Origin of the sequence: Hymenobacter cyanobacteriorum (assembly GCF_022631375.1) — a bacterium.
In the GTDB taxonomy this organism is placed as follows: Bacteria; Bacteroidota; Bacteroidia; order Cytophagales; family Hymenobacteraceae; genus Hymenobacter; species Hymenobacter cyanobacteriorum.
Genome location: NZ_JALBGC010000001.1, coordinates 943734 through 964837, shown reverse-complemented (window position 1 = coordinate 964837; position 21104 = coordinate 943734). Strand labels below are relative to the sequence as shown.

Below are 21104 nucleotides of genomic sequence, written 5' to 3'. Positions count from 1 at the left end.
TAGGAAATCCGACCATTCGCCAGCCCCACCCTATCCTGCTGAACTTTCCACTGGCCCCGCTGTTTTACCATCCAATCTGCTACCTTGCGGCCTCGTTGGCCGTATACGCCAGAGGATTCTTTTAACCCCAACCCAAACTGAAATGGGACACAAAGCAATTGAAATAACCGACGCCAACTTTGACGAAATCATCAACGGCGACAAGCCCGTACTGGTCGATTTCTGGGCCGAATGGTGCGGCCCCTGCCGCATGGTGGGCCCCGTAGTAGAGGAACTAGCCGGCGAATACGAAGGCAAAGTTGTGGTCGGCAAGGTGGACGTGGACGCTAACCCCCAGACTTCGATGAAGTTCGGCATCCGCAGCATCCCGACCTTGCTGGTTTTCAAAAATGGCCAAATCGTGGACAAGCAGGTAGGCGCTGTGCCTAAGCACGTGCTGGCCCAAAAGCTCGAAGCTCAGGTAACGGCCTAATCGCCGCTGCTGAATATAAAAAAGCCCCTTGCCGGTCGCGGCAAGGGGCTTTTTTCGTGCCCGGCTTGTGGGGGCGGAACTGCTGCTAGCCGAACAGGTGGCTGGTACGGCGGCGGCGGGCTTTGGCCTCCAGTTTAGCCTTGGTTTTGAGGTGTTTCTGGTGGATGTGGAGCTGGCGGTTGAGCTTGGCCGGCGAGGTTACCGCTTTGCTATCCTCAAGCCCCAGCAGCACCAGCATGCCGTGGTTCAGGGTTGCCTTAAACTTGCGGAAACGGTAGGCAGTAGATTTTTTGGCGGTCTTGGCTGCCTTTGCGGCTTTGGCGGCGGTGACAACTTTTTCGCGGGCGGCGGTTTTGCGGGCGGCTTCGGTAGGGTCGTCGGTGCGGAGGTTGGCGGCGTGGCCGGTGGGAGCCAGCAGTGTGAGGCTGGCGATGGCAAACAGGGTGTAGAGAGTTTTCATAACTCGCAGGGTGATAATGGTGAAGGTTTCGGTAGGGTAAGGCGGCCAAGCCGATGAGCGGGACTGCAATGTTTTTTCGGTACTAAAGTAATATAGAATTCTACTATACCAAAAAATCGATAAAAAAAATCTCCACATCTTGGTAGATGTGGAGATGCCGGAATGAGCGGGCAGATAAGCCAGGCTGCTATTAGCGGCGCACCTGGCCATCGTGCTTCTGGCGGTAGATGGCGCGGCTAGCTTGGCGCTCGTCTTTGCGCAAGTCCTGGCGTTCGTCGCGCGTTACGACGCCATCGGCTTTGGCGGCGCGCTTGTCCTGGCGGATTTCGATTTCGCGGCCCTTGAGGCGGGCAGCTTCGGTGCGGGTGAGCTCGCCCGAGCGCACGCCCTGGCGAATGCGGGCTTGCTCGTGGCGCTGGCGGACCGTGACGCCGGGAGTAGCGGTTTGGGCCGAGGCCGAAGAAGCAGCCACGAGCAGAGCGAAGGCCGCGAGGGAGGAAAACAAGGACTTTTTCATCGGAGCAAAAGGAATAGTAGGATGAATGATGGCGGTTGGAGCGCGTGAGGCGCGCAGGGTTTAATGAACAGGTGGATTGCAGCGGCTACCGTAGGGGCGTGGCCTGCAAAAAATAGCTACATTGCTATCCAACCGCAACGCCCGCAGTGGCGTAAACGGCCCATCTTTCTCACCCCCTTACTTTTTCATCATGAAGCGCATTATTGGTTTCCTCGTTTCGCTGAGCCTGCTCGGCGGCGCTGCGGCCCAGGCCCAAACCCCCATGCCGGCCACCGGCACGATGAGCACCAGCTCGTCGAAAACCACCAAAATGACCACCACAGCCCAGACGCCAGCTACGCGCACGACCACCAAGTCGAGCACGATGCAGAACCCGGCGGGCATGAGCAAGTCGAGCACCACGACCAAAAGCGCGGGTGCGATGACCAAGTCGAGCACGATGACCACGCCTTCGGGCAATACCAAAACGTCGTCTTCGTCGACTTCGACCAGCACCCGGATGAAGGCCGACGGTACGCCCGACATGCGTTACAAGGAGAACAAGATGACCAAAACCACCACCGGCCCGATGAAGGCCGATGGCACGCCCGACCTGCGCTACAAAAGCAACAAAACCAGCGTAAAAACCACCAAAACCAAGATGTAGGTTTGCCGATAATCTGGGATAGCGAAAGCCCTTGCTTCATTCGGAGCAGGGGCTTTTTGCTGCCCACCACCGGCGGCTGCCTAACTTGCGGCTCCCAATCCAACCAAGCTTTTGCCCATGCGCTACGCCCCCCTCGCCCCCGAGCTTTTTGTTGAAAACCGCCGCCGTTTCCGCGAACTGCTGCCGCCCGCTTCGCTGGCCATTTTCCAGGCCAACGACGTGATGCCGACCAACGCCGACGGCACCATGGCCTTCCGCCAGAACAACGACCTATTCTACCTGAGCGGCGTGGACCAGGAGGAAAGCATTCTCGTGATTTTTCCGGATGCGCGCCTGCCGCAGCACCGCGAAATTCTTTTTCTGAAAGAGACTTCCGAGCACATTCTCATCTGGGAAGGCTACAAGCTGACCAAGGACGAGGCGCGCCAGAATTCGGGCATCCCGACCATTATGTGGCTGGAAAGCTTCAATTCGGTGCTGCCCGCGCTGATGAACGAGGCCGAAAACGTGTACCTGAACTCGAACGAGCACATCCGGGCCGTGGTAGAGGTGGAAACCCGCGACGCTCGTTTCATTAAGAAACTGCAGGCCCAATACCCGCTGCACAGCTACCGCCGCGCCGCGCGCCTGCTGCACCAGCTGCGCGCCATCAAGAGCCCCGAGGAAATCCGGGTGATGCGCGAGGCCTGCGACATTACGGGCAAGGCGTTTCGGCGGCTGCTGGGCTTTGTGAAGCCGGGCGTGTGGGAATTTGAGATTGAGGCGGAAATCGTGCACGAATTTATGCGCAACCGCAGCCGCGGGCCGGCCTACGGCAGCATTGTGGCCAGCGGTAAAAATGCCTGCGTGCTGCACTACACCACCAACGACAACCAGTGCCAGGACGGCGACGTGATTCTGCTCGACTTCGGCGCCGAGTACGCCAACTACGCGGCCGACCTGTCGCGCTCGATTCCGGTGAATGGCAAGTTCAGCCCGCGCCAGCGCCAGGTGTACGACGCCGTGCTGGCCGTGATGGACTTCGCCAAAACCCGCCTCGTGCCGGGCACCGAAATCGAGGAATACCATCGCCAGGTGGGCGAGGCCATGGAGCAGCAACTCATCAAGCTCGACCTGCTGAATGCGGCTGATGTGAAGAACCAAGACCCTGCCGCGCCGCTCTACAAAAAGTATTTCATGCACGGCACCAGCCACTACCTGGGCCTCGACGTGCACGATGTGGGCTACAAGTACCGCACCTTCGAGGCAGGCATGGTGTACACCGTCGAGCCCGGCATTTACATCCCCGAAGAAGGCCTGGGCATTCGCCTAGAGAATGATATCCTGCTCACCGCCAACGGCAACGAGGACTTGATGGCCAATATCCCGCTGAAGGCTGACGAGATTGAGGCATTGATGGCGCAGGGGCGGTAAGCTTTCGCTCTTAAAAAACAGAACGTCATGCTGAGCGAAGTCGAAGCATCTCTACTGCTGAAGTAATTATTTACTCTCGCGGTAAAGATGCTTCGACTTCGCTCAGCATGACGTTCTGTTTTAATTCAATCAGTTTGCTTACTTGCTGGTGGCCTGCACAATCTGGGGCAGGTACTTGGCCAGCGCGGCTACCTGGCTGCTGGTGAAATTGCCCTGCACCGACACCAGCACGAACGAGTCGGCCACGTCGGGCAGGCTGCCCAGGGCGGCAAATTCCGAGATTTTATCGCCCGAGCCGCGCGTCGAGACAGCGTAATTGCTGCCGCCAAAGCCGGCCGTGGAAAGCGGCGTGTATTTTTCGCCCTGCAAAATGCCGCTGGCTTCGGCGCGCAGGCCCTGGGCGGCCAGTTCGCGGGCCGACGAGGACGTGGGCGTGAAGCTAATAACCCGCGCCGAGCGAATGCCGGTGATGGCGTTGGTGAGGTCGGAGCCGCCGAGGAGCTTGGCGGCTTTTACCAGGGCCAGGCGCTGAAGCAGGTCGGCCGACCACTCAGTGGCTTTGAAGCCGTCGCGGTTTTCGTATTTCGAAAAGAAGGAAGCCACGGTGCGGGCCGGCGTGCCGGGGCCGCCGGCGCGGCAGCCCGCGAGCAGCAAAATCAGGAACAGAACGGGGAGGCGGAGTTTGGTCATCATGCGGCAAAAGTGCGGCCCGGGCCGGGAAATGCAGTGGCGGAAGTTCGGCACTGGCCCGGCACTGGTACGGTGCCGCGCGTCGGTTGTTGGCACCGAACTGTTTTTTAGGCCTATTGAAACACCACGGTGTTCATGAAAAATACCTCCCGGTCGGGGCCGTGGGTGACGCGCACATGCTGGTAGCCAACGGCTACGAAGCGGCCGCCATACCAGGGCAGCAGGTCGTACTGGTTGGTATCGGTGGGGCGCTCCAGACCCTGCTCGCCGGGGCCGGCCCCGGTGCTGATGGGCACGTGCAGGTCGTTGGGCGCGTTTTCGCCGCGGTTCACCACTTTGTAGCGCAGCTTGCTCTCGTCGAGATAAGCGAGTACGAGGCGGCCGTCGGGCAGGGGTTGCAGGCGCACGGCTTCCTCGAGCTCGGTGCGGCGCAGGTTTTCCACCACAAAAGTATTGTCCCAGATGAGGTTGCCTTTGCGGTCGAAGCCGCACACCAGGGCGTGCGTGGTCTGGTAGCCGTCGAACGAGCGGTTGCTGCCGCCGTAGGGCAGGAAGCCCCCGGGCGCGTAGCCCGAGCCACCGTACCCATAGCCCGACGAATAATACTGGTTGCCGAAGGAGCCGAACGGGCTGCCGTAGTTGGTGCCGTAGCCGTTGTAGCGGTAGTGTGGGGTATAGACCTCGGCTACCAGCACGTAGCCGCCATCGGGCTGGGGCAGCAGCTCGTGCAGCAGCAGGCGGTAGTGCCAGCGCATGGGCGATACCGACCGGGCCAGCCGCCGGGCCACGCGCTGCCGCAGGCGGGCCTGCTTGCTGGGCTTGAGGTAATCGAAAAAGTGCTTGAGGTGCAGGAAATCGTAGAAGCGCAACGGGGCTTTGGGGCCCGCCGCCACCCCCGGCACGGGCCGGCTCAGGTCGGTGGCGAATAGGCCTTGGGCGTAGTTGGGGTCGCGCAGCGAGTAGGTGCCCATCAGCAGGCGGGCGGTGGTATCCTGTGGAGGCGTTACCTGGGCCGTGATGAGGCTGCGCTCGCTCTCGGCCTGCACAAACTCGGAGCTCACCAGCTGGCCTTTGTCGGTAAGCTGCTTGAGGAGCAGGCGGCTTTTGCGCCCGTTGGTCTGGCTCAGCACGTACTCGGCGCGGCGGGTGGCGGCATCGGCCACGAAGGTGAGCTGGGTAGGCACGTTCTCGTACACCGAGGGCAGGTACTGCATCTGGCCGGTGGCCACGTCGAGCAGCAGGGCCGTTACGTGCAGCTGGTCTTGCAGCAGCACGGTGGCAAACAGGCGGCCATCGAGGGCTTTAAGCTCCACCACCTCGCGGCTCAGCTTGGTGTCGAACTGTTGGGTCCGCGTCTGGTTCAGCGGGCCATTGTAGGCCGCTACCAGCAGGCGGCCCGTGGCGTTGCGCGAGGCAAACAGGGCGTACACGGTGTTGCCCTCGGCGCACATGCGCACGAAGCTGAATTCATCGGCTACTTTCAGCGGGGTTTCCTGGCGCAGGTGCAGGTCGGGGCCGTATTGCTGAAAGCTGAAATTGCTGTGGCCCGAGAGCGGATGCTCGCGGCCCACCAGCAGCACCACCGAGCTGTCGGCGGAAATCGCCTGCACGTGCACCTCGCTGTCGCGGTCGGTGAGGGGCAGTTCGGTGCGGGCGGTTTGCACCGGGGCGTTGGGCGGCAGCGGCAGTTGCTGGGCCGGGGCGCGCAGCGGCAGCGCCAAGGTTCCGCAGCAGGCCAGCAGCAGGGAAAAGTAGCGATGATTCATACCCAAAACCGTGAAATTGAGCCGTTGATTACCATTCGTTGCTAACGCGGACGCTCGTTTAAAGATACAGCGACGCGGGCCGTTTCGGTACGCGCCCGGTTACTTATTTCGCGCCCAGCTCCAGAATGGCGTCGAACTCCTCGGGCCGCACCGGCAGCACCGACAGCCGCGACTGCCGAATCAGGGCCAGCTCGCCCAGCCGGGCATCGGCTTTCAGCTGGGCCAGGGGCACGGGCCGGGGCAGGGGCTGCACCGGGCGCAGCGGCACGGCCACCCAAGGCGAGCCGGCTTCGGCGGTGGCATCGGGGTGGGCCAGGGCGGCCACTTCGGCCACGCCCACCACGGCCTTCTCGCTCACGCTGTGGTAGTAGAGCACGAGGTCGCCGGGCTGCATCAGGTTGAGGTTGTTGCGGGCTTGGTAGTTGCGCACGCCGGTCCAGGCGGTGCCGTCTTCCTGCACAAACGTGGTCCAGGAATACGCTTCGGGTTCCGATTTAACGAGCCAGTGTTTCAAGAGGAAATGAGTGAATGGGCGAATGAGTGGATGGGCCAACACGCCAACGGCCGGCACAGGCATTGATGCCGGCCGGCCGTGGGTTTGCACACGCAAAGAAAAGAAAAACCGGACGCGGCTACAGCGCGAAGCCCAAATCGAAGCTGATGATGTTGGAAACCAGGTCGGCGCGGTCGGCGGCGGCGTAAACCGTCGAGCCAAACTGCTGGTAGTGCGCGTAGCGCAAATCCAGCGACTTAAACCGCATCACGCGGGGCAGGCCCTGGGCGTTTTTACCCGGCACCCGGAAGCGGCCGATGCCGTACACCGGCGAGTAGCGCAGGCCCAGGCCCGCCTTGTGCGCCGTGAAAGCCGACAGGTCGTAGTCGGAAGTGTAATACGTGTCGTTGACAGAGTGCTGGGCAAAAGGCGCAAAGTAGTCGGCCGCCGTCTGGGTGTGGTAGCGGTAGAAAGGATACACCACGAAGAAGGGCGTCACCTTCACCGGCAATTCCAGCTCCAGGGTATGGGCCGTGATGCCGAAGTTGTCGTTGTAGAAGCGGTAGAAGCCGCGCACCTGCACCAAGTCGCTGGCGTAGTAGTTCAAGCGCAAACTCACGGGGTATTTGAAGCGGGCGCGGGGCAGGTTTTCGATGCGGGCCGCCGTGGCAAAGCGCGGAATGAAGTTGTCGTTCAGCGTGGGAATGGTGTTCTGGTCGGGGTTGTCGCGGAAGTACACCCGGTGGAACGGCGTGCTCAGCAGCCCGTTCTGCGACACCAGCTCGGTGCTGATGGCCGCCTGCACCCGCTTGCTGAGCACCTGCGAATAGGTGGCCGTGAAGTTGTAGGTCTGGCGCGTATCGGTGCCGTACTCGCTCTTGCCGCGGCCGGTGGTGGTGCGCAGCTCGATGGGCGTTATCAGCGTCACCTGGTCCAGGAAAACCTGGCCGGCCAGGCTCAGCTGGCGGTTGCCGTCCTGCGAGGTTTTGGCGAAGGAAGCCGCCGCGTTGAACGACAGGTAGTCGTATTCCTTCGACACGCCCACGCCCACGCCCCAAATGGTGCCCTTGGCCTTCTGTTCGCGGCTGTAGCCGAAGTCGCCGTGAATGCGCACGTCGTGCGCCGAGGGCGTGCTCAGCGCAAAGTCAATCCGGTCGGTCGAGGCCGAGGCGTAGAAGTCGGCGCCCACGTTCACGCTCAGCCGGCTCACGGTATCGAGCGGCACGTTGATGATGATGGCCGGGGGCACATCGGTGAGCTGCTGGGTGCCGCGGCCGCCCTCTACCGCGCCGTGGCTGCCGGTTTGCTGGTAGTAGCCGCCAATGATGTCGATGGTGGTTTCGTCGGGCGCGCGGCTCACCGGCACCGAAGGGCCCACGGGCGCGCCGTAGCCGTCGATGCGGTTGGGGTTTTGCGTGGTGCCAGTCTGGGCCAGGGCCGGGGCAGCCAAGGCGCTGCAGGCCAGCAAGGGTAGGAGTAGCTTTTTCAAGAAACTGGTTTTTTTAGCACGTCATGCTTTATGTGCTTTCGATTAATTGCAGCCGCAGCCGCCGCCCACTTTGCCGCCGTTGGCCCCGCCGGCCCCCTCGCGGTAGCTTTCGAAGTTGGTTTCGGGGGTTTCGACGGTTTTGCTGGCCAGCTTCATGTCCTCGTCGTTGAGGTACACTTTCTGGTAGGCGGCCACCGTAACGCAGCTGGGCAGCGCGGCCCCGAGCGGCAGCAGCAGCAGCCCCAGCGCCAGGCGCGGATGCAGGGATAAGGATAGTTTCTTCACAGTCATAGCGTACGGAAAATCAGGGGCGGGCGGCTGGGGTTGCGGGCGTGGTGCCGTGGTAAAAGTTTAGCGTCATGCCCCGCGAGGCCAGCGTGCGGTTGTCGTCGGTTATCAACGTGCAATCAACGCCTTTCAGCTTATTAATAAACGCCAAACCGGCGGTTGGGCCTTTTACGAAGACGACTTCGTCCAATCCATCGGCCAATTCTACGTCGGGGCACAGAATCGTAACCGAGCGCAACCCCACCGACGGGTAGCCGGTGTGCGGGTTGATGATGTGCCCGTACACCTGCCCGCCCACCGTGAAATACTGCTCGTAGTTGCCGGCCGTGACGACGGCCATATCCGTGATATCAACCCAGGCGGCCACCGAGTTCGGATGGTCGGGGTCGCCGATGGCCACGCGCCAGAGCGAGCCGTCGGCCTGCCGCCCCCAGCAGTAGATGTCGCCCGAGCCATTCAGCAGCCCGCCCTTGATGCCCATTTTATCGAGCACCAGCTTGGCCCGGCGCAGGCCGTAGCCCTGCAGAATGCCCGCCAGGTTAATGCGCATGCCTTTTTCGGGGAGGTACACGGTGTGCTTGGCGGCATCCAGCTGGATTTTCTGCCAGCCAATGCGCCGCACCGAGTTGCGGATGGCCGCCGAATCGGGCAGCGCCGGGTGGGCCTGCCGGTCGAACTTATACAGCTTGTCGGCGCTGGCAAAGGTGATGTCGAAGGCCCCGTCGCTGAGCCGCGACAGGTTCAGGGTGCGGGAAATCAGGTCGAAGGTTTCGGCCGACACAGCCACCGGCCGCAGCCCCGCCGCCCGGTTGATGCGCACGACCTCCGAGGTCGAATCCCAGAACGACATCAGCTTATCGATGCGCCGTACTTCGCCCAGACCGACGCGCAGGGCCCGCTGCCCGGCCGAGTCGTCGGGGGCCACCACCGTAAAGGTGAAGTGCGAGCCCATCAGGTGCGCGCTTTTGCTGAAAGTATGGCGCGCGGCCGTCGGCGTGAGCTGCTGGCCGCGGCTGGCCGCATGGAGTAGCAGCAGCAGGGGCAGCAGCAGGAGCACGCGCCGGCCGTAGTTGCAATTCGTTTGCATGATGCGGTAAAAGCAACGGGGCCGGCATTGTTTGCCGAGCCCCGCGCATTCTGTCGTTGCTGGATTGGTGAAATGGCGCCAGGGCCAGGTTACAGCGTCGGCACCACCTTTTTCAGGTAGGCTTCGAAGGCGGCGGGGCCACCGGCGATGTAGCCGGTTTTGGCCAGCACCTTGCCCTCGGGCGAGATGACGACAGCCAGCGGAAAGTCGCCCTCGCGGTTGAGCTGGGCGGCGGCCGCATCGTTCATTTTCTGCTGCGCGGCGGGCAGCTGGTTTTTCTTCAGACGCGGAAAATCGAAGTGGGCCAGCACCAGCTTGTCCTTGGCATAAGCCATAAACTCGGGCTTAGCAAAAACCTCCTGCTCGTACATAATGCACGGCTTGCACCAGTCGGAACCCGAAAAAACGGCCAGAATCGGCCGATTGGCGGCTTTGGCGGCGGCTTTGGCGGCGTCCAGGTCCGTCAGCCAGCCGGCTGGTACTGCGGCAACCGGAGCCGGGGCAGCCGTGGCGGCCACTACCACCTGGGGCTCAGAAACCATCGGGGTGGTGGGTTGCGGCGCGGCCACCGTGGCCGCCACGGGCGCAGCGGCCACCGTCACTTTGCTCTTGGCCACGGCTCCGGTGGCGCTGGTGGTTTTGGTCTTGATTTTGTCGTTTTTAGCCTTGACGGTGGTTTTCTGGGCCAGGACGGGGGCAGCGCTCAACAGGGCCAGGCCCAGGGCCAGCGTGCGGGCGGTGCCAAAAGCGGGAGTGAGTTTCATGGCGGAAGTAATGCAAGTGAACAGCCGCAGAACAGCCGCGGCGGCGTAATGAAGAGAAATACGGGCGCGTCCGGCAGAGGTTGAAAACCCCGGGCGGCTCCGGCTGCCGACTGCTTTACCAAAAGTCCGGCCACATCATGAAAGCCTCGTGAACAGACCCGCGAAGCTGCCAAACCGGCCCGCCAAATTGCTCCGCTACTACGGCAGTTGCCGCAGCTTCAGTACTTGCCGGGCCTTATCGAGCGAGATGATTTCGAGCGTATAGTTGGGCGACTGGCCATCGGCGAGATGAATGAGCAGGCGGGTGTCACCGTCGGCCGTCCAGGTGCCTTTGCGGCCCTGTAAGCCGTCGGTGGGCGCGATGTCGAACTGTTCGAAACGGCCATAAGATTTCAGCGCAAAGCCGGTGCGGCCCCGGGCGGGCGGAAACTTGTAGGTGTTGGGCCGGTACACCAGCGTGTCGCCCCGGTTTTCTTCGTGCGAGGCCAGCCAGGTGCCTTCCAGCTGCTTCATCGAGGCAGGGGAGGAGGCTACGACGGCGGGCTTGTTGGGGTGGCAGGCGGCGGCGAACAGTAGCGCGGCCAGCAGCAGCCGGTGGGCAAAAGGCGTTGTTTGGGGCATGGGATGTGGCCGTGGGGTGAGCGGAAAGGTACGGCTGGGGCAATGGGGCGGTTAAACTGTTGTCGGATTTACCAGAACGTCATGCAGAGCGCAGCGAAGCATCTTTACCGCAGAAGCAAACCAAACCAGTCGATTGAATTGCGTTGCACGAGCAAGATGCTTCGCTGCGCTCTGCATGACGTTCTTGCTCAACTAACGTTCCAGGTTCCTTCTGAACCGCACAAGCTACCTTCGCGCCTCCCAAACAACCCTTGCCCCGTGGATAACCGCGCCCTGACCCGTGCCTTCAAGCTGGCTGCCCAACTGATGGAGCTGCACGACGAAAACCCCTTTAAAATCCGCGCCATGGAAGGCACGGCCAACGCCCTCGATGCCCTGAGCTTTCCGGTTGCCGAGGTGGAGCGCCCCGGCCTGCCCGACCGCACCGGCCTGAGCAAAACCGCCGCCGCCAAAGTGGCCGAGCTGCTCGATACCGGCACCTTCTCCGACCTGCAGCGCCTGCTCGATACCACCCCGCCCGGCGTGGTCGAAATGCTGGGCATCAAAGGCATCGGGCCGAAGAAAATCCGCAGCCTGTGGCGCGAACTGGGCCTCGAAACCATCGAGCAGCTGCGCGAAGCCGCCGAAACTGACCAGGTAAGCAAGCTCAAAGGCTTCGGCAAAAAGACTCAGGACAGCATTCTGGAGGCGCTGGAATTTGCCGGCCAGAGCAAGGGCAAGCTGCTGTATCCGCAGGCCGAAAAGCTGGGCAACGAGCTGGCCCAACTGCTGCGCGCCGGCCTGAACACCGAGCAGGTGGCCGTGGCCGGCGAAGTGCGCCGCCGCCTCGAAACCATCGAAACCGTGCACCTGGTAGCGGCCACCGACCAGCCGGCCAAAGCCCACGAACTGCTGAACGCCACGGCCGGCATCACGCCTGACCCGCGCCGCTCGGGCCCGTTTGCCTGGCGCGGTGCGGCCACCGAGTCGGGCACGCGGGTGGAAGTGCTGCTGGTGAAGCCGGAGGATTTCACCACCGAAGTTTTCCTGAATTCGGCCGCCGAAGCGCATCTGAGCGAGCCTATCCCGCAGCCCACCAACCCACAAACTCATAATTCCACCCTGCGGCAGTTGGCGCGGCGCGAGAAGTTCCAGCAGGAAGAGGCGCTGTACGAGCGCGCCGGCCTGCAATTCATCGTGCCCGAGCTGCGCGAAGGCCTGGGCGAAATTGCCCTTGCCGCCGACCAAAAATTACCCCGCCTGCTCGAAGACGGCGACCTGCGCGGCTCGCTGCATAACCACAGCACCTACTCAGACGGCAACCACAGCATCCGCGAAATGGCCACCTGGCTGCGCGACCACGGCTACGAATACCTCGGCCTGTGCGACCACAGCCAGGCCGCCCACTACGCCAACGGGCTGAGCGTGGAGCGCGTGCGCCAGCAACACCAGGAAATCGACAAGCTAAACGCCGAGCTGGCCCCGTTTCGCATCTTCAAAGGCATCGAGAGCGACATCCTCGGCGACGGCTCGCTCGACTACCCCGCCGACGTGCTGGCCAGCTTCGATTTCATCGTGGCCTCGGTGCACTCCAACCTGAAAATGGACGAGGCCAAGGCCACCAACCGCCTGTTGCGGGCCATCGAAAACCCGTATACCACCATGCTGGGCCACCCCACCGGCCGCCTGCTGCTGCGCCGCCAGGGCTACCCCATCAACTACAAAGCGGTGATTGACGCCTGCGCCCAGCACAACGTCATCATCGAAATCAACGCCAACCCCTGGCGCCTCGACCTCGACTGGCGCTGGGTGCGCTACGCGCTGGACCAGGGCGTGCAGCTCAGCATCAACCCCGACGCCCACCACACCAACGGCTACGAAGACATGCGCTACGGCGTGCTCATGGGCCGCAAAGGCCACCTCACGAAGGAGATGACCTTCAACGCCAAGTCGGTGGAGGAAGTAGCGGCGTATTTCGAAGCCCGCAAAGCCAACATCAAGCCGCCGCTGGAATTCAAGCAGTCGTTGTTTGAGTAGTGGTGTCAAGCTGTTAGCTATTAGCTGCGGGCTGTTAGCCGGCATCGGAGGGCTAGCAGCTAATGGCTGACAGCTAATAGCTAAGATGAAAATCCTCGTTCTCCGCTTTTCTTCCATCGGCGACATTGTGCTGACCACGCCGGTGGTGCGGGCGCTGGCGCAGCAGGTGCCGGGCGCGGCGGTGCATTTCGCCACCAAGCCCGGCTACCGCGGCCTGCTCGACGCCAACCCGCACGTGGCCAAAGTGCACGTACTCAGCGGCAGCCTGGGCGAGCTGGTGCAGGAGCTGAAAGCCGAGCGGTTCGATTACATCGTCGACCTGCACAACAACCTGCGCACCCACCTCATCAAGCTGCGGCTGGGCGTGAAATCCACTAGTTTCGATAAGCTGAACTGGCAGAAGTGGCTGCTGGTGAACTTCAAGATTAACCGCTTGCCCGACGTGCACATTGTGCAGCGTTACCTGGCGGCGGGTGCGGCGCTGGGTATCAAAGACGACGGCCTGGGCCTCGATTACTTCATCCCCGCCGGCCAGGAAGTTGCCCTGGCCACGCTGCCCGCCGGCTTCCAGCGCGGCTACGTGGCCGTGGCCATCGGCGCGCAGCACGCCACCAAGCGCCTGCCCCTGGAGAAGCTCGTGGAGCTGTGTCAAAACCTGGCCCCGCGCCCCATCATCCTGCTCGGCGGCCCCGAAGACGCGGCGGTGGCCGAAGCCATTATGGCCGCCGCTACCAGCAGCATTAGCAGGCAAAAGGAAACCAAGTCCCCAAGTCCCCAAGTCCCCAAGTCCCCAATTTACAATGGCTGCGGGCGCTACTCGCTGCACCAGTCGGCTTCGCTGCTGCGGCAGGCCAGCTTTGTGGTGAGCCACGATACGGGCCTGATGCACATTGCTGCCGCCTTCGGCAAGCGCACGTACAGCGTGTGGGGCAACACTGTGCCTGAGTTCGGCATGTACCCCTATCGGACTGAATTCGAGAACTTGGAAGTGCCGGGGCTAAGCTGCCGGCCCTGCTCCAAAATAGGTTTTGCCAAGTGCCCGCAAGGCCATTTCAAGTGCATGCGCGAGCAGGTGCTGATGCTGGACTGGCCCACGCTGGCCGCTACCGAATAGCGGCCGCATCGGCCAGCGGCGGCAGTTCCAGCACCAGCAGCAGCGCGTCGTTGCTGAGGGCTTCGAGCTCAATTGTGGCCACGTCCCACAGCGCCAGGCCGTCTTTTTCGTGCAGCAGGCGGCTTTCGACTTCAAAAGCCCCAGCCAGCACAAACACGAACACGCTGGCCGCCGGATTGTGCAGCGAATACACAGCTTCGTGCCGGCCGGCAAACCGGCCCAGGCTCGTCAATACGGGCTCGTTCGGCGTTTCGGGCCGCAACGGCAGTAGGCGGTTTTCCAACTGCTCGAAGTCGAAGCCCACCGGGTGCGCGGCGGGGCTGATAGGAGCGGCAGCATCAGCTCGCAGCCATAGATGCAGAAAGCTCACCAACTCACCGCTGAACAGGTTACGCAGCCGTAACGTGCTGCCCGCAGCCAATGGGAGGAGGAGCGTTTCGCCGGCTTCGGCCAGGGTTTCGGGGGCATCGGCGCTGCTGAACACGCTCGCCGCTACGCCCCCGGTAATGGGCAGCAGCAGCACCTGCGCGGCTTCGGCCACCACAAAATCGACGGTGTGGCCGCCGGCCAGGGTTTCTTCATTCAGCCCAAAAAGCCGGCCAAACGGCCCTTTGTGCGGGTGCGCAAACCCACCAAAGCTAAACGTGCTGAACCGCCGGAACTGCTCCGATTCGGCCAGGCCACGTTCCTCGGCCAGAAAGATTTTGCCCGGCGTTTGCGAAATCATGCGCAACAGGTAAAGGGAGTAAAAACCGGCCGGTTACGCCGGTACGCCCATCGAAAACGCCAGCTGAAAGCCCGCTGTGGTGCTGCCCGTCACGGTAGCCAGCTCGTTGGCTACGCCGTCGCTGAACACGTTGTCGCTGGCGTTGCTGGTGTAGCCGTTCAGGCCTTTGGCGTAGCCGTTCACGGCCGCCACCGCCGTGCCGGTGCCTTCGGGGAAGGCAATCTGGGTCACCTTCAGCGAGGTGCCGGTGGCCGAGTACACGTGCACGTGAATGTGGGTGGCGCGCCCCGAATACCAGCCCGGGAAGATGCTCGTAAACTTCACCTGGCCGTTGGCGTCTGTCACCTGCCGGCCGCGCAGAAAGTGCACCGACTGGTAGTTGGTGGCCTGCATGCCCGTGCCGCCGTACTCCGAGTAATTGCCCTCGGCGTCGCAGTGCCAGATATCGATAATGGCCCCGGCCAGCGCGGCGCAACTGGCGTTGCTGTTGCTGAGCGTGATGGTAATGTCCATCTGGTAGCCGGTTTTGCCGTCGCGGATGTCGCTGCGCACGTAGCTTGAGGGCACTTTGGTAGGGAAGGGGCCTTCGGTTTCCGTCGGGGCGACCGCGCAGCTGCCCGAGCCGGTACCGGTGCCGCCCGAGCCGGTGCCCGAAGTGCCCGTTGTGGTGGTACTGGAAGTGGGCGACACCGATTCCTTGCTGCAGGCCGAGAGTAAGGCCGGCACCGAAGCGGCACCCAGCAGCAGGCTTTTCAAAAAGTGTTTTCTTTCCATGACGATGAGGGATGAGCGGTGAAGGAATCGGGACTTGCTTGGTTCGACTACCCAAAACTGTGCTCCAACATTCCCCTCTTTATCGCAGAATCGCCGGTTTCCAGCCTCTTCTCGACGGTTGCCCGGTTTGGCTCGCAAAAACAAGTGCTACATTTCCGGCCCGGCCCGTGGTGGGGCGGCCTGTTTTCACCCCATAGCATTTCCGCGCCATGTCCGAATCTGAACCCTGCCAGCACCTCACGGCCCTCACCAGCCTCAAAACCGCTCCCGAGCACGCCTGCCCCGAGTGCGTAGCCCTCGGCGATACGTGGGTGCACCTGCGCGTGTGCCAGCAGTGCGGCCATGTCGGCTGCTGCGACTCTTCCAAAAACAAGCACGCCACCAAGCATTTTCGCGCCACCCAGCACCCGGTAGTATCCTCGGCCGAGCCCGGCGAGCGGTGGCTCTGGTGCTACGTGGATGAGGAAATGGCAGAGTATTAGGGCACGTCGGTCATTGCGAGTGAAGCGCAGCGGAACGCGGCAATCCTTCCTCTCGATGCAGAAAACCTAAATAATGTGAAAAGCCCCAACACATGGTAGCGTTGGGGCTTTCACATGTCGATTTAGAGTGTCACATTTCAGGGCTGGTCGCATCGAGAGAAAAGATTGCCGCGTTCCGCTGCGCTTCACTCGCAATGACAATGACAAACGAGGCTACCCAATCACCCCAAACCCGCAGTAGCTGTGCAGCACCGCCGGCAGCTTAATGCCCTCGCTGGTCTGGTTATTCTCCAGCAGCGCGGCCACAATGCGCGGCAGGGCCAGCGCCGAGCCGTTCAGCGTGTGCAGCAGTTGGGTTTTGCCGCCGTCGGCCTTGTAGCGGCACTTGAGGCGGTTGGCCTGGTACGTCTCAAAATTCGATGCCGAGCTCACCTCCAGCCAGCGGCCCTGAGCGGCGCTCCACACCTCCAAGTCATACGTCAGGGCGCTGGTGAAGCCCATGTCGCCGCCGCAGAGGCGCAACACACGGTAGGGCAACTCCAGCTTCTGCAGTAGCCCTTCGATGTGGGCCACCATGGTATCGAGGGCGGCGTAGCTCTTTTCGGGTTCCGTAATCTGCACGATTTCTACCTTGTCGAACTGGTGCAGACGGTTGAGGCCGCGCACATCGGCGCCCCACGAGCCAGCCTCGCGGCGGAAGCAGGGCGTGTGGCCGGCAATGCGCACGGGCAGCTTCTCGACCGGAATAATCTCGTCGCGGTAAATATTGGTCAGCGGCACCTCGGCCGTGGGAATCAAATACAGGTCGTCCTTGGCGTCGTGGTACATCTGGCCCTCCTTGTCCGGGAGCTGGCCGGTGCCGTAGCCGCTGGCCTCGTTTACCAGAATGGGCGGCTGCATCTCGGTGTAGCCGGCGGCCCGGGCCTCATCGAGGAAGAAGTTGATGAGCGCGCGCTGCAACCGAGCCCCCTGGCCCTTGTACACGGGAAAGCCCGCGCCGGTGATTTTCACGCCCAGTTCGAAGTCGATGATGTCGTACTTCTTAATCAGGTCCCAATGCGGCACGGCATCGGGGCCGAGTTCGGGCTTGGTCCCGTGCTCGCGCACCACTTCGTTGTCGGCGGCGGCGCGGCCTTCGGGCACGCTGGCGTGGGGCAGGTTGGGCAGCTTGTACAGAAGCTGCTGCTGCTCTTTTTCCACCTGAGCCAGCTCGGCGGCGGCACTTTGGGTGTGCTGCTTCAGTTCGGCGGTGCGGGCTTTCAGGGTTTCGGCACCGGCTTTGTCGCCCGACTTCATCAGGCCGCCGATTTGCTGGGCAAGCTTGTTGGCTTCGGCCTGGGCCGAGTCGTGGCTGGTCTGGAGCTGGCGGCGGCGCTGGTCGAGGTCGAGGATGGCGGCCACGTCGGCGGGGCCGGTGGCGTAGCGCTTTTTGGCGAGGCCGGCCAGCACAAAGTCGGTCTGGTCGCGGAGAACGGAAAGTTGCAGCATGGAGAAGCGAATGGGTAACGGGGCAAAGGTCGCAAGGAAAACCCGACCCCACCACCGCCCGGCCAAGCCCTATCTGAAACAGGACGCAACTTATTTTCGCGGCCTGCGTGTAGAGGGCAGAGTAGGAGGGCCGTCGATTTGGCCGTTTGCCCGTAATGCGCTAACATTGCGGGAGCAACCGGCCGCCGTGGTCGGGTCAGCGGGCCATTGGGCTCGTCTTCGGCCCGTCTTTTTGCTGAATTTCCAGCGGCCCCATTCTGCACCTCATCTTCCTGCCTATTCATCTCGCGCCGCGCGCCGCTACCCCGTAGCTCGTCCGGACCCTGCGAATGTCCTGTTTCAGCGGCGTTATCGCCGTGCCTTCGCTGGCCATTATGTGCCCCTTCGTGGGCCATTCCGGGCCGCCAGCCCCCGTGCTTTCCCGCCGATGTTCTCCCCTTATTCCCTTTATGCACACCATTAACGAGTTGAAGGACCGGCTGCTGTCCGACCTCAAAGAGATTGCCGAGCAACTGAACGTCGGCAACTTCAAACGCCTCAGCAAGCAGGATTTGATATATAAAATCCTCGACCAGCAGGCCCTGAACCCCGGCGCCGCCGAAGCCACTTCCGCCCCGGCAGTAGCGCCCGCCGCTTCGGCTCCGGACGCCGCTGCTCCGGCCGCCGCCCGCCCCGCGCGCAACTCGGCCCGCCGCCCGGCTCCCAGCACTGCCGAGCAGCCCTTTTCCGATGTAGCCCCGCCTGCTGCCAAAGCCGCGCCATCCCGTGCCCTGCGCGGCGCGGCGGCTGCCGCTTCGGCCACGTTGGCCGCTCCGGTTGCGATTGAAGCTCCAACTACTGAAATTTTGGATTCTATTGAGGGGCTGGCTCTGGTTGCGCCTTCGCACGCCACCGGCGCCACCCTGGCGCAAGGCCCCGAAACTGCTGCGCCGGCCGCCACTCCGGCCCCGGTCGCTAAAACTACGGAAGCGCCCGCCGTTACCGCCGACGCTAACGCTACCTCGACCAATCAGTTTACAGAGAATAATCAACCCACGGAGCAGGCTGCCGGCACCAACCCCGCCCGCACCGACCGCCCGCGCCGCGAGCGGGTAGACCGCGCCGGCCGCCCCATCACCGAGCAGCGTGCTGCCGAGATGGCCGCCGAAAAAGCCGCTGCCGAAGCCGCTGCTGCTGCCAACCCCGCGCCCGAAGCTGGCACTGATACCCGCGAAGGCAGCTTCGGCAGCCGCCGCGATGGGGGCGGAAACGGCTTCAACGACCGCCGTGAGAACCGCGCCGACCGGTTCGAGCGCGACAACCGCGACGTGCGCGATAACCGCGGCGACCAGCAGCCCCGCACCCCGCGCCAGGACCAGCAGCCCCGCGAAAACCGCACTGACCAGCCCCGCCAGCAGGACCAGTCCCGCCAGGACCAGGGCCAGGGCCAAAATCAGAACCAGGGCCAGCCGCGCAACGACCAGCCGCGCGGCGACGGCAGCAACAACCAGAATCTGACCCGCGAGGAGCGCTACGCCCAGCGCGAACTGCAGCGCCAACAGCGCCGCCAGAATCCCGATGGTTCGCCCCGCACCGACCAGGGCCAGAATCAGGGCCAAGGCCAGAACCAGCCGCAGAACCAAAACCAGCAGCAGCGCCCGCAGCGCCAGGAGCTGGATTTGGTGGTGCCCGGTGGCGGCACCTTCGAGCTGATGCCCGATGGCGGCTACGGCTTCCTGCGCTCGCCCTACTACAACTACCTCAGCTCGCCCGACGACGTGTATGTGTCGCCGCAGCAGGTGAAGCAGTTCGCCATGAAGCCCGGCGACACGGTGGTGGCTACCATCCGGCCGCCGCGCGAGGGCGAGAAATACTTCGCCCTGGTAGGCGTGGAGAGCATGAACGGCCGCACCGTGGAGGAAGTCCGCGACCGGGTGCCGTTCAGCCACCTCACCCCGCTGTTTGCCGACCAGCGCATGAAACTCACCACCAAGCCCACCCAAATCAGTACCCGCGTGCTCGATTTGTTTGCGCCGATTGGTAAGGGCCAGCGCGGCTTGATTGTGGCCCAGCCCAAAACCGGTAAAACCGTACTGCTACAGGAAGTGGCCAACGCCATTGCCGAAAACCACCCCGAGGTTTACCTCATGGTGCTGCTCATCGACGAGCGCCCCGAGGAAGTAACCGACATGGCCCGCACCGTAAAAGCCGAAGTACTCAGCTCGACTTTCGACGAAACGGCTGACCGCCACGTGAAAATCGCCGAAATGGCCCTCGACAAGGCCCGTCGCCTCGTGGAGTGCGGCCACGACGTAGTAATTCTGCTCGACTCCATCACTCGCCTGGCCCGCGCCTACAACACGGTGCAGCCCAGCTCGTCGCGCATCCTCTCGGGTGGTATTGATGCTGGTGCGCTGCAAAAGCCCAAGCGCTTCTTCGGCGCGGCCCGCAACGTAGAAGGCGGCGGCTCGCTCACCATCATCGCCACGGCCCTCATCGAAACCGGCTCCAAGATGGACGAGGTTATCTTCGAGGAATTCAAAGGCACCGGCAACATGGAACTGCAATTGGACCGCAAACTGGCCAACAAGCGCGTGTTCCCGGCCATCGACATCCCGGCTTCCGGCACCCGTCGCGAAGACCTGCTGATGAGCAAAGACGAGCTGAACCGCGTGTGGGTGCTGCGCCGCTTCATGAACGACATGAGCGCCACCGAGGCCATGGAATTCCTGAAAGACCGCATCAAAGGCACCAAGGACAACGAAGAATTCCTGCTCGCCATGAACGGCTAAATAACAGGCTGTTTTCTCCGCTACGGAAGAGCCCCTGCCACCCGGCAGCGGGCTCTTTTTCGTTTGCTGGAATAATAGTAGTTGTTTGAATTATTCATTTTATTGAAATATTTCAAACGGCAATGAAAGAACATAAAAAAGCCCGCTACAGCAATGTAGCGGGCTTTTGCTAAAGTAACAATCGTCGATAATAATAGGTGGATGTATAAAAATTATCCACTCAAATAAAGCTAGGTATCACGGAGCAAACTATAGGACGGCAGAATAAATTCAGCCTGGTGAAAAATATTTTTAGCTGGCTTCGCCAAAGCCGCCGGGCGAGCAGTAGGGCGCTATTTTTGACAAAAAAATAGTCGCATATGTCTTCCGAATCCGCCACCAATCTGCCCGAGCTGCTCTACCTCCACGACCCGCTCTGCGGCTGGTGCTACGGCCTGAGCCCAGCCATCAACCAGATTCAAACCGACTTTGCCGGCCGGCTCGATGTATCCGTACTCTGCGGCGGCATGGTGGTGGGCGACGAGGCCGGCCCCATTGCCGAAACCTGGGACTACCTCCGCCAGAGCCTCGACGAAGTGGAAACCGTAACCGGCGTGCGCTTCGGCGAAGCCTTCCGGACGCTGGGCGACGCTGGCACCTACCGCTACGACTCGGAACCACCAAGCCGGGCCATCGTGGCATTCCGGCAGCTAACGCAGGACCCGGCCCGCACCGTGGCTTTCGCGCACGCGGTGCAGCAGGCCCTGTTTCGGGATGGCCTCGACCTGAATGAAGCCGCTACTTACGCGCCGTTGCTGGCTCCGTTTGGCGTAGATGCTGCCGAGTTTGAGCGCCGCCGGGCCGCACCCGAAACGGCGCAGGCGGCCCGGCAGGAATTTGCGGCCGTGGCGCGCATTGGCGTACAGGGCTTTCCTACGGCCGTGGTGCGCGTGGGCGAGCAGGGCTACGTGCTGGCGCGCGGCTATCAGCCCTATGAGCAGCTGCGCGCGGGGCTGGAGCAGTTGTTGCGCGAAACGGCGTAGGGCC

At 62.6% G+C, this 21104-nt stretch carries 21 protein-coding genes; 8 read left to right on the top strand and 13 right to left on the bottom strand.

From position 1 onward, the window contains the following. Nucleotides 1-142: 142 nt before the first annotated feature. On the top strand, nt 143-472 hold the full coding sequence (gene trxA / locus MON38_RS04150; protein WP_198067719.1) for a thioredoxin: 330 nt from the start codon (nt 143-145) through the stop codon (nt 470-472). Between the two features lie 85 nt (nt 473-557). Here the strand turns inward: trxA and MON38_RS04145 are convergent, their stop codons facing one another. After that, entirely contained in the window at nt 558-932 is a 375-nt protein-coding gene (locus MON38_RS04145) for a hypothetical protein (protein WP_241934867.1), read from the bottom strand. Nucleotides 933-1122: 190 nt separating this feature from the next. Further along, nucleotides 1123-1449: a hypothetical protein gene (locus MON38_RS04140; RefSeq protein WP_241934866.1), complete on the bottom strand. Its 327-nt coding sequence runs from the start codon at nt 1447-1449 to the stop codon at nt 1123-1125. A 190-nt stretch (nt 1450-1639) separates the two neighbouring features. Between MON38_RS04140 and MON38_RS04135 the strand changes: the two genes are divergently transcribed. Together MON38_RS04135 and MON38_RS04130 are read left to right on the top strand one after the other, a co-directional pair. Further along, nucleotides 1640-2095, top strand: coding sequence for a hypothetical protein (locus MON38_RS04135; protein WP_241934865.1), 456 nt, complete (start codon nt 1640-1642; stop codon nt 2093-2095). A 117-nt stretch (nt 2096-2212) separates the two neighbouring features. After that, complete coding sequence (locus tag MON38_RS04130) at nt 2213-3508, top strand: aminopeptidase P N-terminal domain-containing protein (protein ID WP_241934864.1); 1296 nt, start codon at nt 2213-2215, stop codon at nt 3506-3508. A 138-nt stretch (nt 3509-3646) separates the two neighbouring features. On the opposite strand, the gene MON38_RS04125 is transcribed toward MON38_RS04130, so the two are convergent. The 8 genes from MON38_RS04125 to MON38_RS04090 form a co-directional block, all read right to left on the bottom strand. Next, complete coding sequence (locus MON38_RS04125; RefSeq protein WP_241934863.1) at nt 3647-4201, bottom strand: DUF4252 domain-containing protein; 555 nt, start codon at nt 4199-4201, stop codon at nt 3647-3649. Between the two features lie 110 nt (nt 4202-4311). Beyond that, entirely contained in the window at nt 4312-5964 is a 1653-nt protein-coding gene (locus MON38_RS04120) for a hypothetical protein (RefSeq protein ID WP_241934862.1), read from the bottom strand. A gap of 103 nt (nt 5965-6067) precedes the next feature. Next, entirely contained in the window at nt 6068-6478 is a 411-nt protein-coding gene (locus MON38_RS04115) for an EVE domain-containing protein (RefSeq protein WP_241934861.1), read from the bottom strand. Between the two features lie 118 nt (nt 6479-6596). Continuing rightward, on the bottom strand, nt 6597-7946 hold the full coding sequence (locus MON38_RS04110; protein WP_241934860.1) for a DUF3570 domain-containing protein: 1350 nt from the start codon (nt 7944-7946) through the stop codon (nt 6597-6599). A 42-nt stretch (nt 7947-7988) separates the two neighbouring features. Then, a complete protein-coding gene (locus MON38_RS04105) occupies nt 7989-8186 on the bottom strand; it encodes a DUF4266 domain-containing protein (protein WP_338423752.1) in 198 nt (65 codons plus the stop codon). Nucleotides 8187-8250: 64 nt separating this feature from the next. Next, nucleotides 8251-9321 (bottom strand): FAD:protein FMN transferase, encoded by a 1071-nt coding sequence (locus MON38_RS04100; protein ID WP_241934858.1) that lies wholly within the window; start codon nt 9319-9321, stop codon nt 8251-8253. A gap of 89 nt (nt 9322-9410) precedes the next feature. Further along, nucleotides 9411-10085 (bottom strand): thioredoxin family protein, encoded by a 675-nt coding sequence (locus MON38_RS04095; protein ID WP_241934857.1) that lies wholly within the window; start codon nt 10083-10085, stop codon nt 9411-9413. Between the two features lie 198 nt (nt 10086-10283). After that, nucleotides 10284-10706 carry a lipocalin family protein gene (locus tag MON38_RS04090; RefSeq protein ID WP_241934856.1) on the bottom strand — a complete coding sequence of 141 codons (423 nt, stop codon included), beginning with the start codon at nt 10704-10706 and terminating at the stop codon, nt 10284-10286. Between the two features lie 258 nt (nt 10707-10964). Between MON38_RS04090 and polX the strand changes: the two genes are divergently transcribed. Next, nucleotides 10965-12722 (top strand): DNA polymerase/3'-5' exonuclease PolX, encoded by a 1758-nt coding sequence (polX, locus tag MON38_RS04085; protein WP_241934855.1) that lies wholly within the window; start codon nt 10965-10967, stop codon nt 12720-12722. A gap of 85 nt (nt 12723-12807) precedes the next feature. Next, nucleotides 12808-13836: a glycosyltransferase family 9 protein gene (locus MON38_RS04080; protein ID WP_241934854.1), complete on the top strand. Its 1029-nt coding sequence runs from the start codon at nt 12808-12810 to the stop codon at nt 13834-13836. On the opposite strand, the gene MON38_RS04075 is transcribed toward MON38_RS04080, so the two are convergent. Continuing rightward, entirely contained in the window at nt 13826-14563 is a 738-nt protein-coding gene (locus tag MON38_RS04075) for a pirin family protein (protein ID WP_241934853.1), read from the bottom strand. The genes MON38_RS04080 and MON38_RS04075 overlap by 11 nt on opposite strands. 33 nt (nt 14564-14596) lie before the next feature. After that, on the bottom strand, nt 14597-15337 hold the full coding sequence (locus tag MON38_RS04070) for a dioxygenase family protein (protein WP_241934852.1): 741 nt from the start codon (nt 15335-15337) through the stop codon (nt 14597-14599). 209 nt (nt 15338-15546) lie between these two features. Here MON38_RS04070 and MON38_RS04065 point away from each other — a divergent pair, with 209 nt between their 5' ends. Beyond that, nucleotides 15547-15819, top strand: a complete 273-nt coding sequence (locus MON38_RS04065; RefSeq protein WP_241934851.1) for a UBP-type zinc finger domain-containing protein — start codon at nt 15547-15549, stop codon at nt 15817-15819. A 213-nt stretch (nt 15820-16032) separates the two neighbouring features. On the opposite strand, the gene serS is transcribed toward MON38_RS04065, so the two are convergent. After that, nucleotides 16033-17307, bottom strand: a complete 1275-nt coding sequence (gene serS, locus MON38_RS04060) for a serine--tRNA ligase (RefSeq protein ID WP_241934850.1) — start codon at nt 17305-17307, stop codon at nt 16033-16035. A gap of 449 nt (nt 17308-17756) precedes the next feature. Here serS and rho point away from each other — a divergent pair, with 449 nt between their 5' ends. Together rho and MON38_RS04050 are read left to right on the top strand one after the other, a co-directional pair. Beyond that, nucleotides 17757-20078, top strand: a complete 2322-nt coding sequence (gene rho, locus MON38_RS04055; RefSeq protein ID WP_241934849.1) for a transcription termination factor Rho — start codon at nt 17757-17759, stop codon at nt 20076-20078. 359 nt (nt 20079-20437) lie between these two features. Further along, the gene (locus MON38_RS04050) at nt 20438-21100 is read left to right on the top strand and encodes a DsbA family protein (protein WP_241934848.1); all 663 of its coding nucleotides are present in this window, start codon (nt 20438-20440) and stop codon (nt 21098-21100) included. Nucleotides 21101-21104: the final 4 nt, after the last annotated feature.

Coding starts and splice junctions, on each gene's coding strand:
- trxA (WP_198067719.1), top strand. CDS start 143: ATGGGACACAAAGCAATTGAAATAACCGACGCCAACTTTGACGAAATC.
- MON38_RS04145 (WP_241934867.1), bottom strand. CDS start 932: ATGAAAACTCTCTACACCCTGTTTGCCATCGCCAGCCTCACACTGCTG.
- MON38_RS04140 (WP_241934866.1), bottom strand. CDS start 1,449: ATGAAAAAGTCCTTGTTTTCCTCCCTCGCGGCCTTCGCTCTGCTCGTG.
- MON38_RS04135 (WP_241934865.1), top strand. CDS start 1,640: ATGAAGCGCATTATTGGTTTCCTCGTTTCGCTGAGCCTGCTCGGCGGC.
- MON38_RS04130 (WP_241934864.1), top strand. CDS start 2,213: ATGCGCTACGCCCCCCTCGCCCCCGAGCTTTTTGTTGAAAACCGCCGC.
- MON38_RS04125 (WP_241934863.1), bottom strand. CDS start 4,201: ATGATGACCAAACTCCGCCTCCCCGTTCTGTTCCTGATTTTGCTGCTC.
- MON38_RS04120 (WP_241934862.1), bottom strand. CDS start 5,964: ATGAATCATCGCTACTTTTCCCTGCTGCTGGCCTGCTGCGGAACCTTG.
- MON38_RS04100 (WP_241934858.1), bottom strand. CDS start 9,321: ATGCAAACGAATTGCAACTACGGCCGGCGCGTGCTCCTGCTGCTGCCC.
- MON38_RS04095 (WP_241934857.1), bottom strand. CDS start 10,085: ATGAAACTCACTCCCGCTTTTGGCACCGCCCGCACGCTGGCCCTGGGC.
- MON38_RS04090 (WP_241934856.1), bottom strand. CDS start 10,706: ATGCCCCAAACAACGCCTTTTGCCCACCGGCTGCTGCTGGCCGCGCTA.
- MON38_RS04080 (WP_241934854.1), top strand. CDS start 12,808: ATGAAAATCCTCGTTCTCCGCTTTTCTTCCATCGGCGACATTGTGCTG.
- MON38_RS04075 (WP_241934853.1), bottom strand. CDS start 14,563: ATGATTTCGCAAACGCCGGGCAAAATCTTTCTGGCCGAGGAACGTGGC.
- MON38_RS04070 (WP_241934852.1), bottom strand. CDS start 15,337: ATGGAAAGAAAACACTTTTTGAAAAGCCTGCTGCTGGGTGCCGCTTCG.
- MON38_RS04065 (WP_241934851.1), top strand. CDS start 15,547: ATGTCCGAATCTGAACCCTGCCAGCACCTCACGGCCCTCACCAGCCTC.
- serS (WP_241934850.1), bottom strand. CDS start 17,307: ATGCTGCAACTTTCCGTTCTCCGCGACCAGACCGACTTTGTGCTGGCC.
- rho (WP_241934849.1), top strand. CDS start 17,757: ATGCACACCATTAACGAGTTGAAGGACCGGCTGCTGTCCGACCTCAAA.
- MON38_RS04050 (WP_241934848.1), top strand. CDS start 20,438: ATGTCTTCCGAATCCGCCACCAATCTGCCCGAGCTGCTCTACCTCCAC.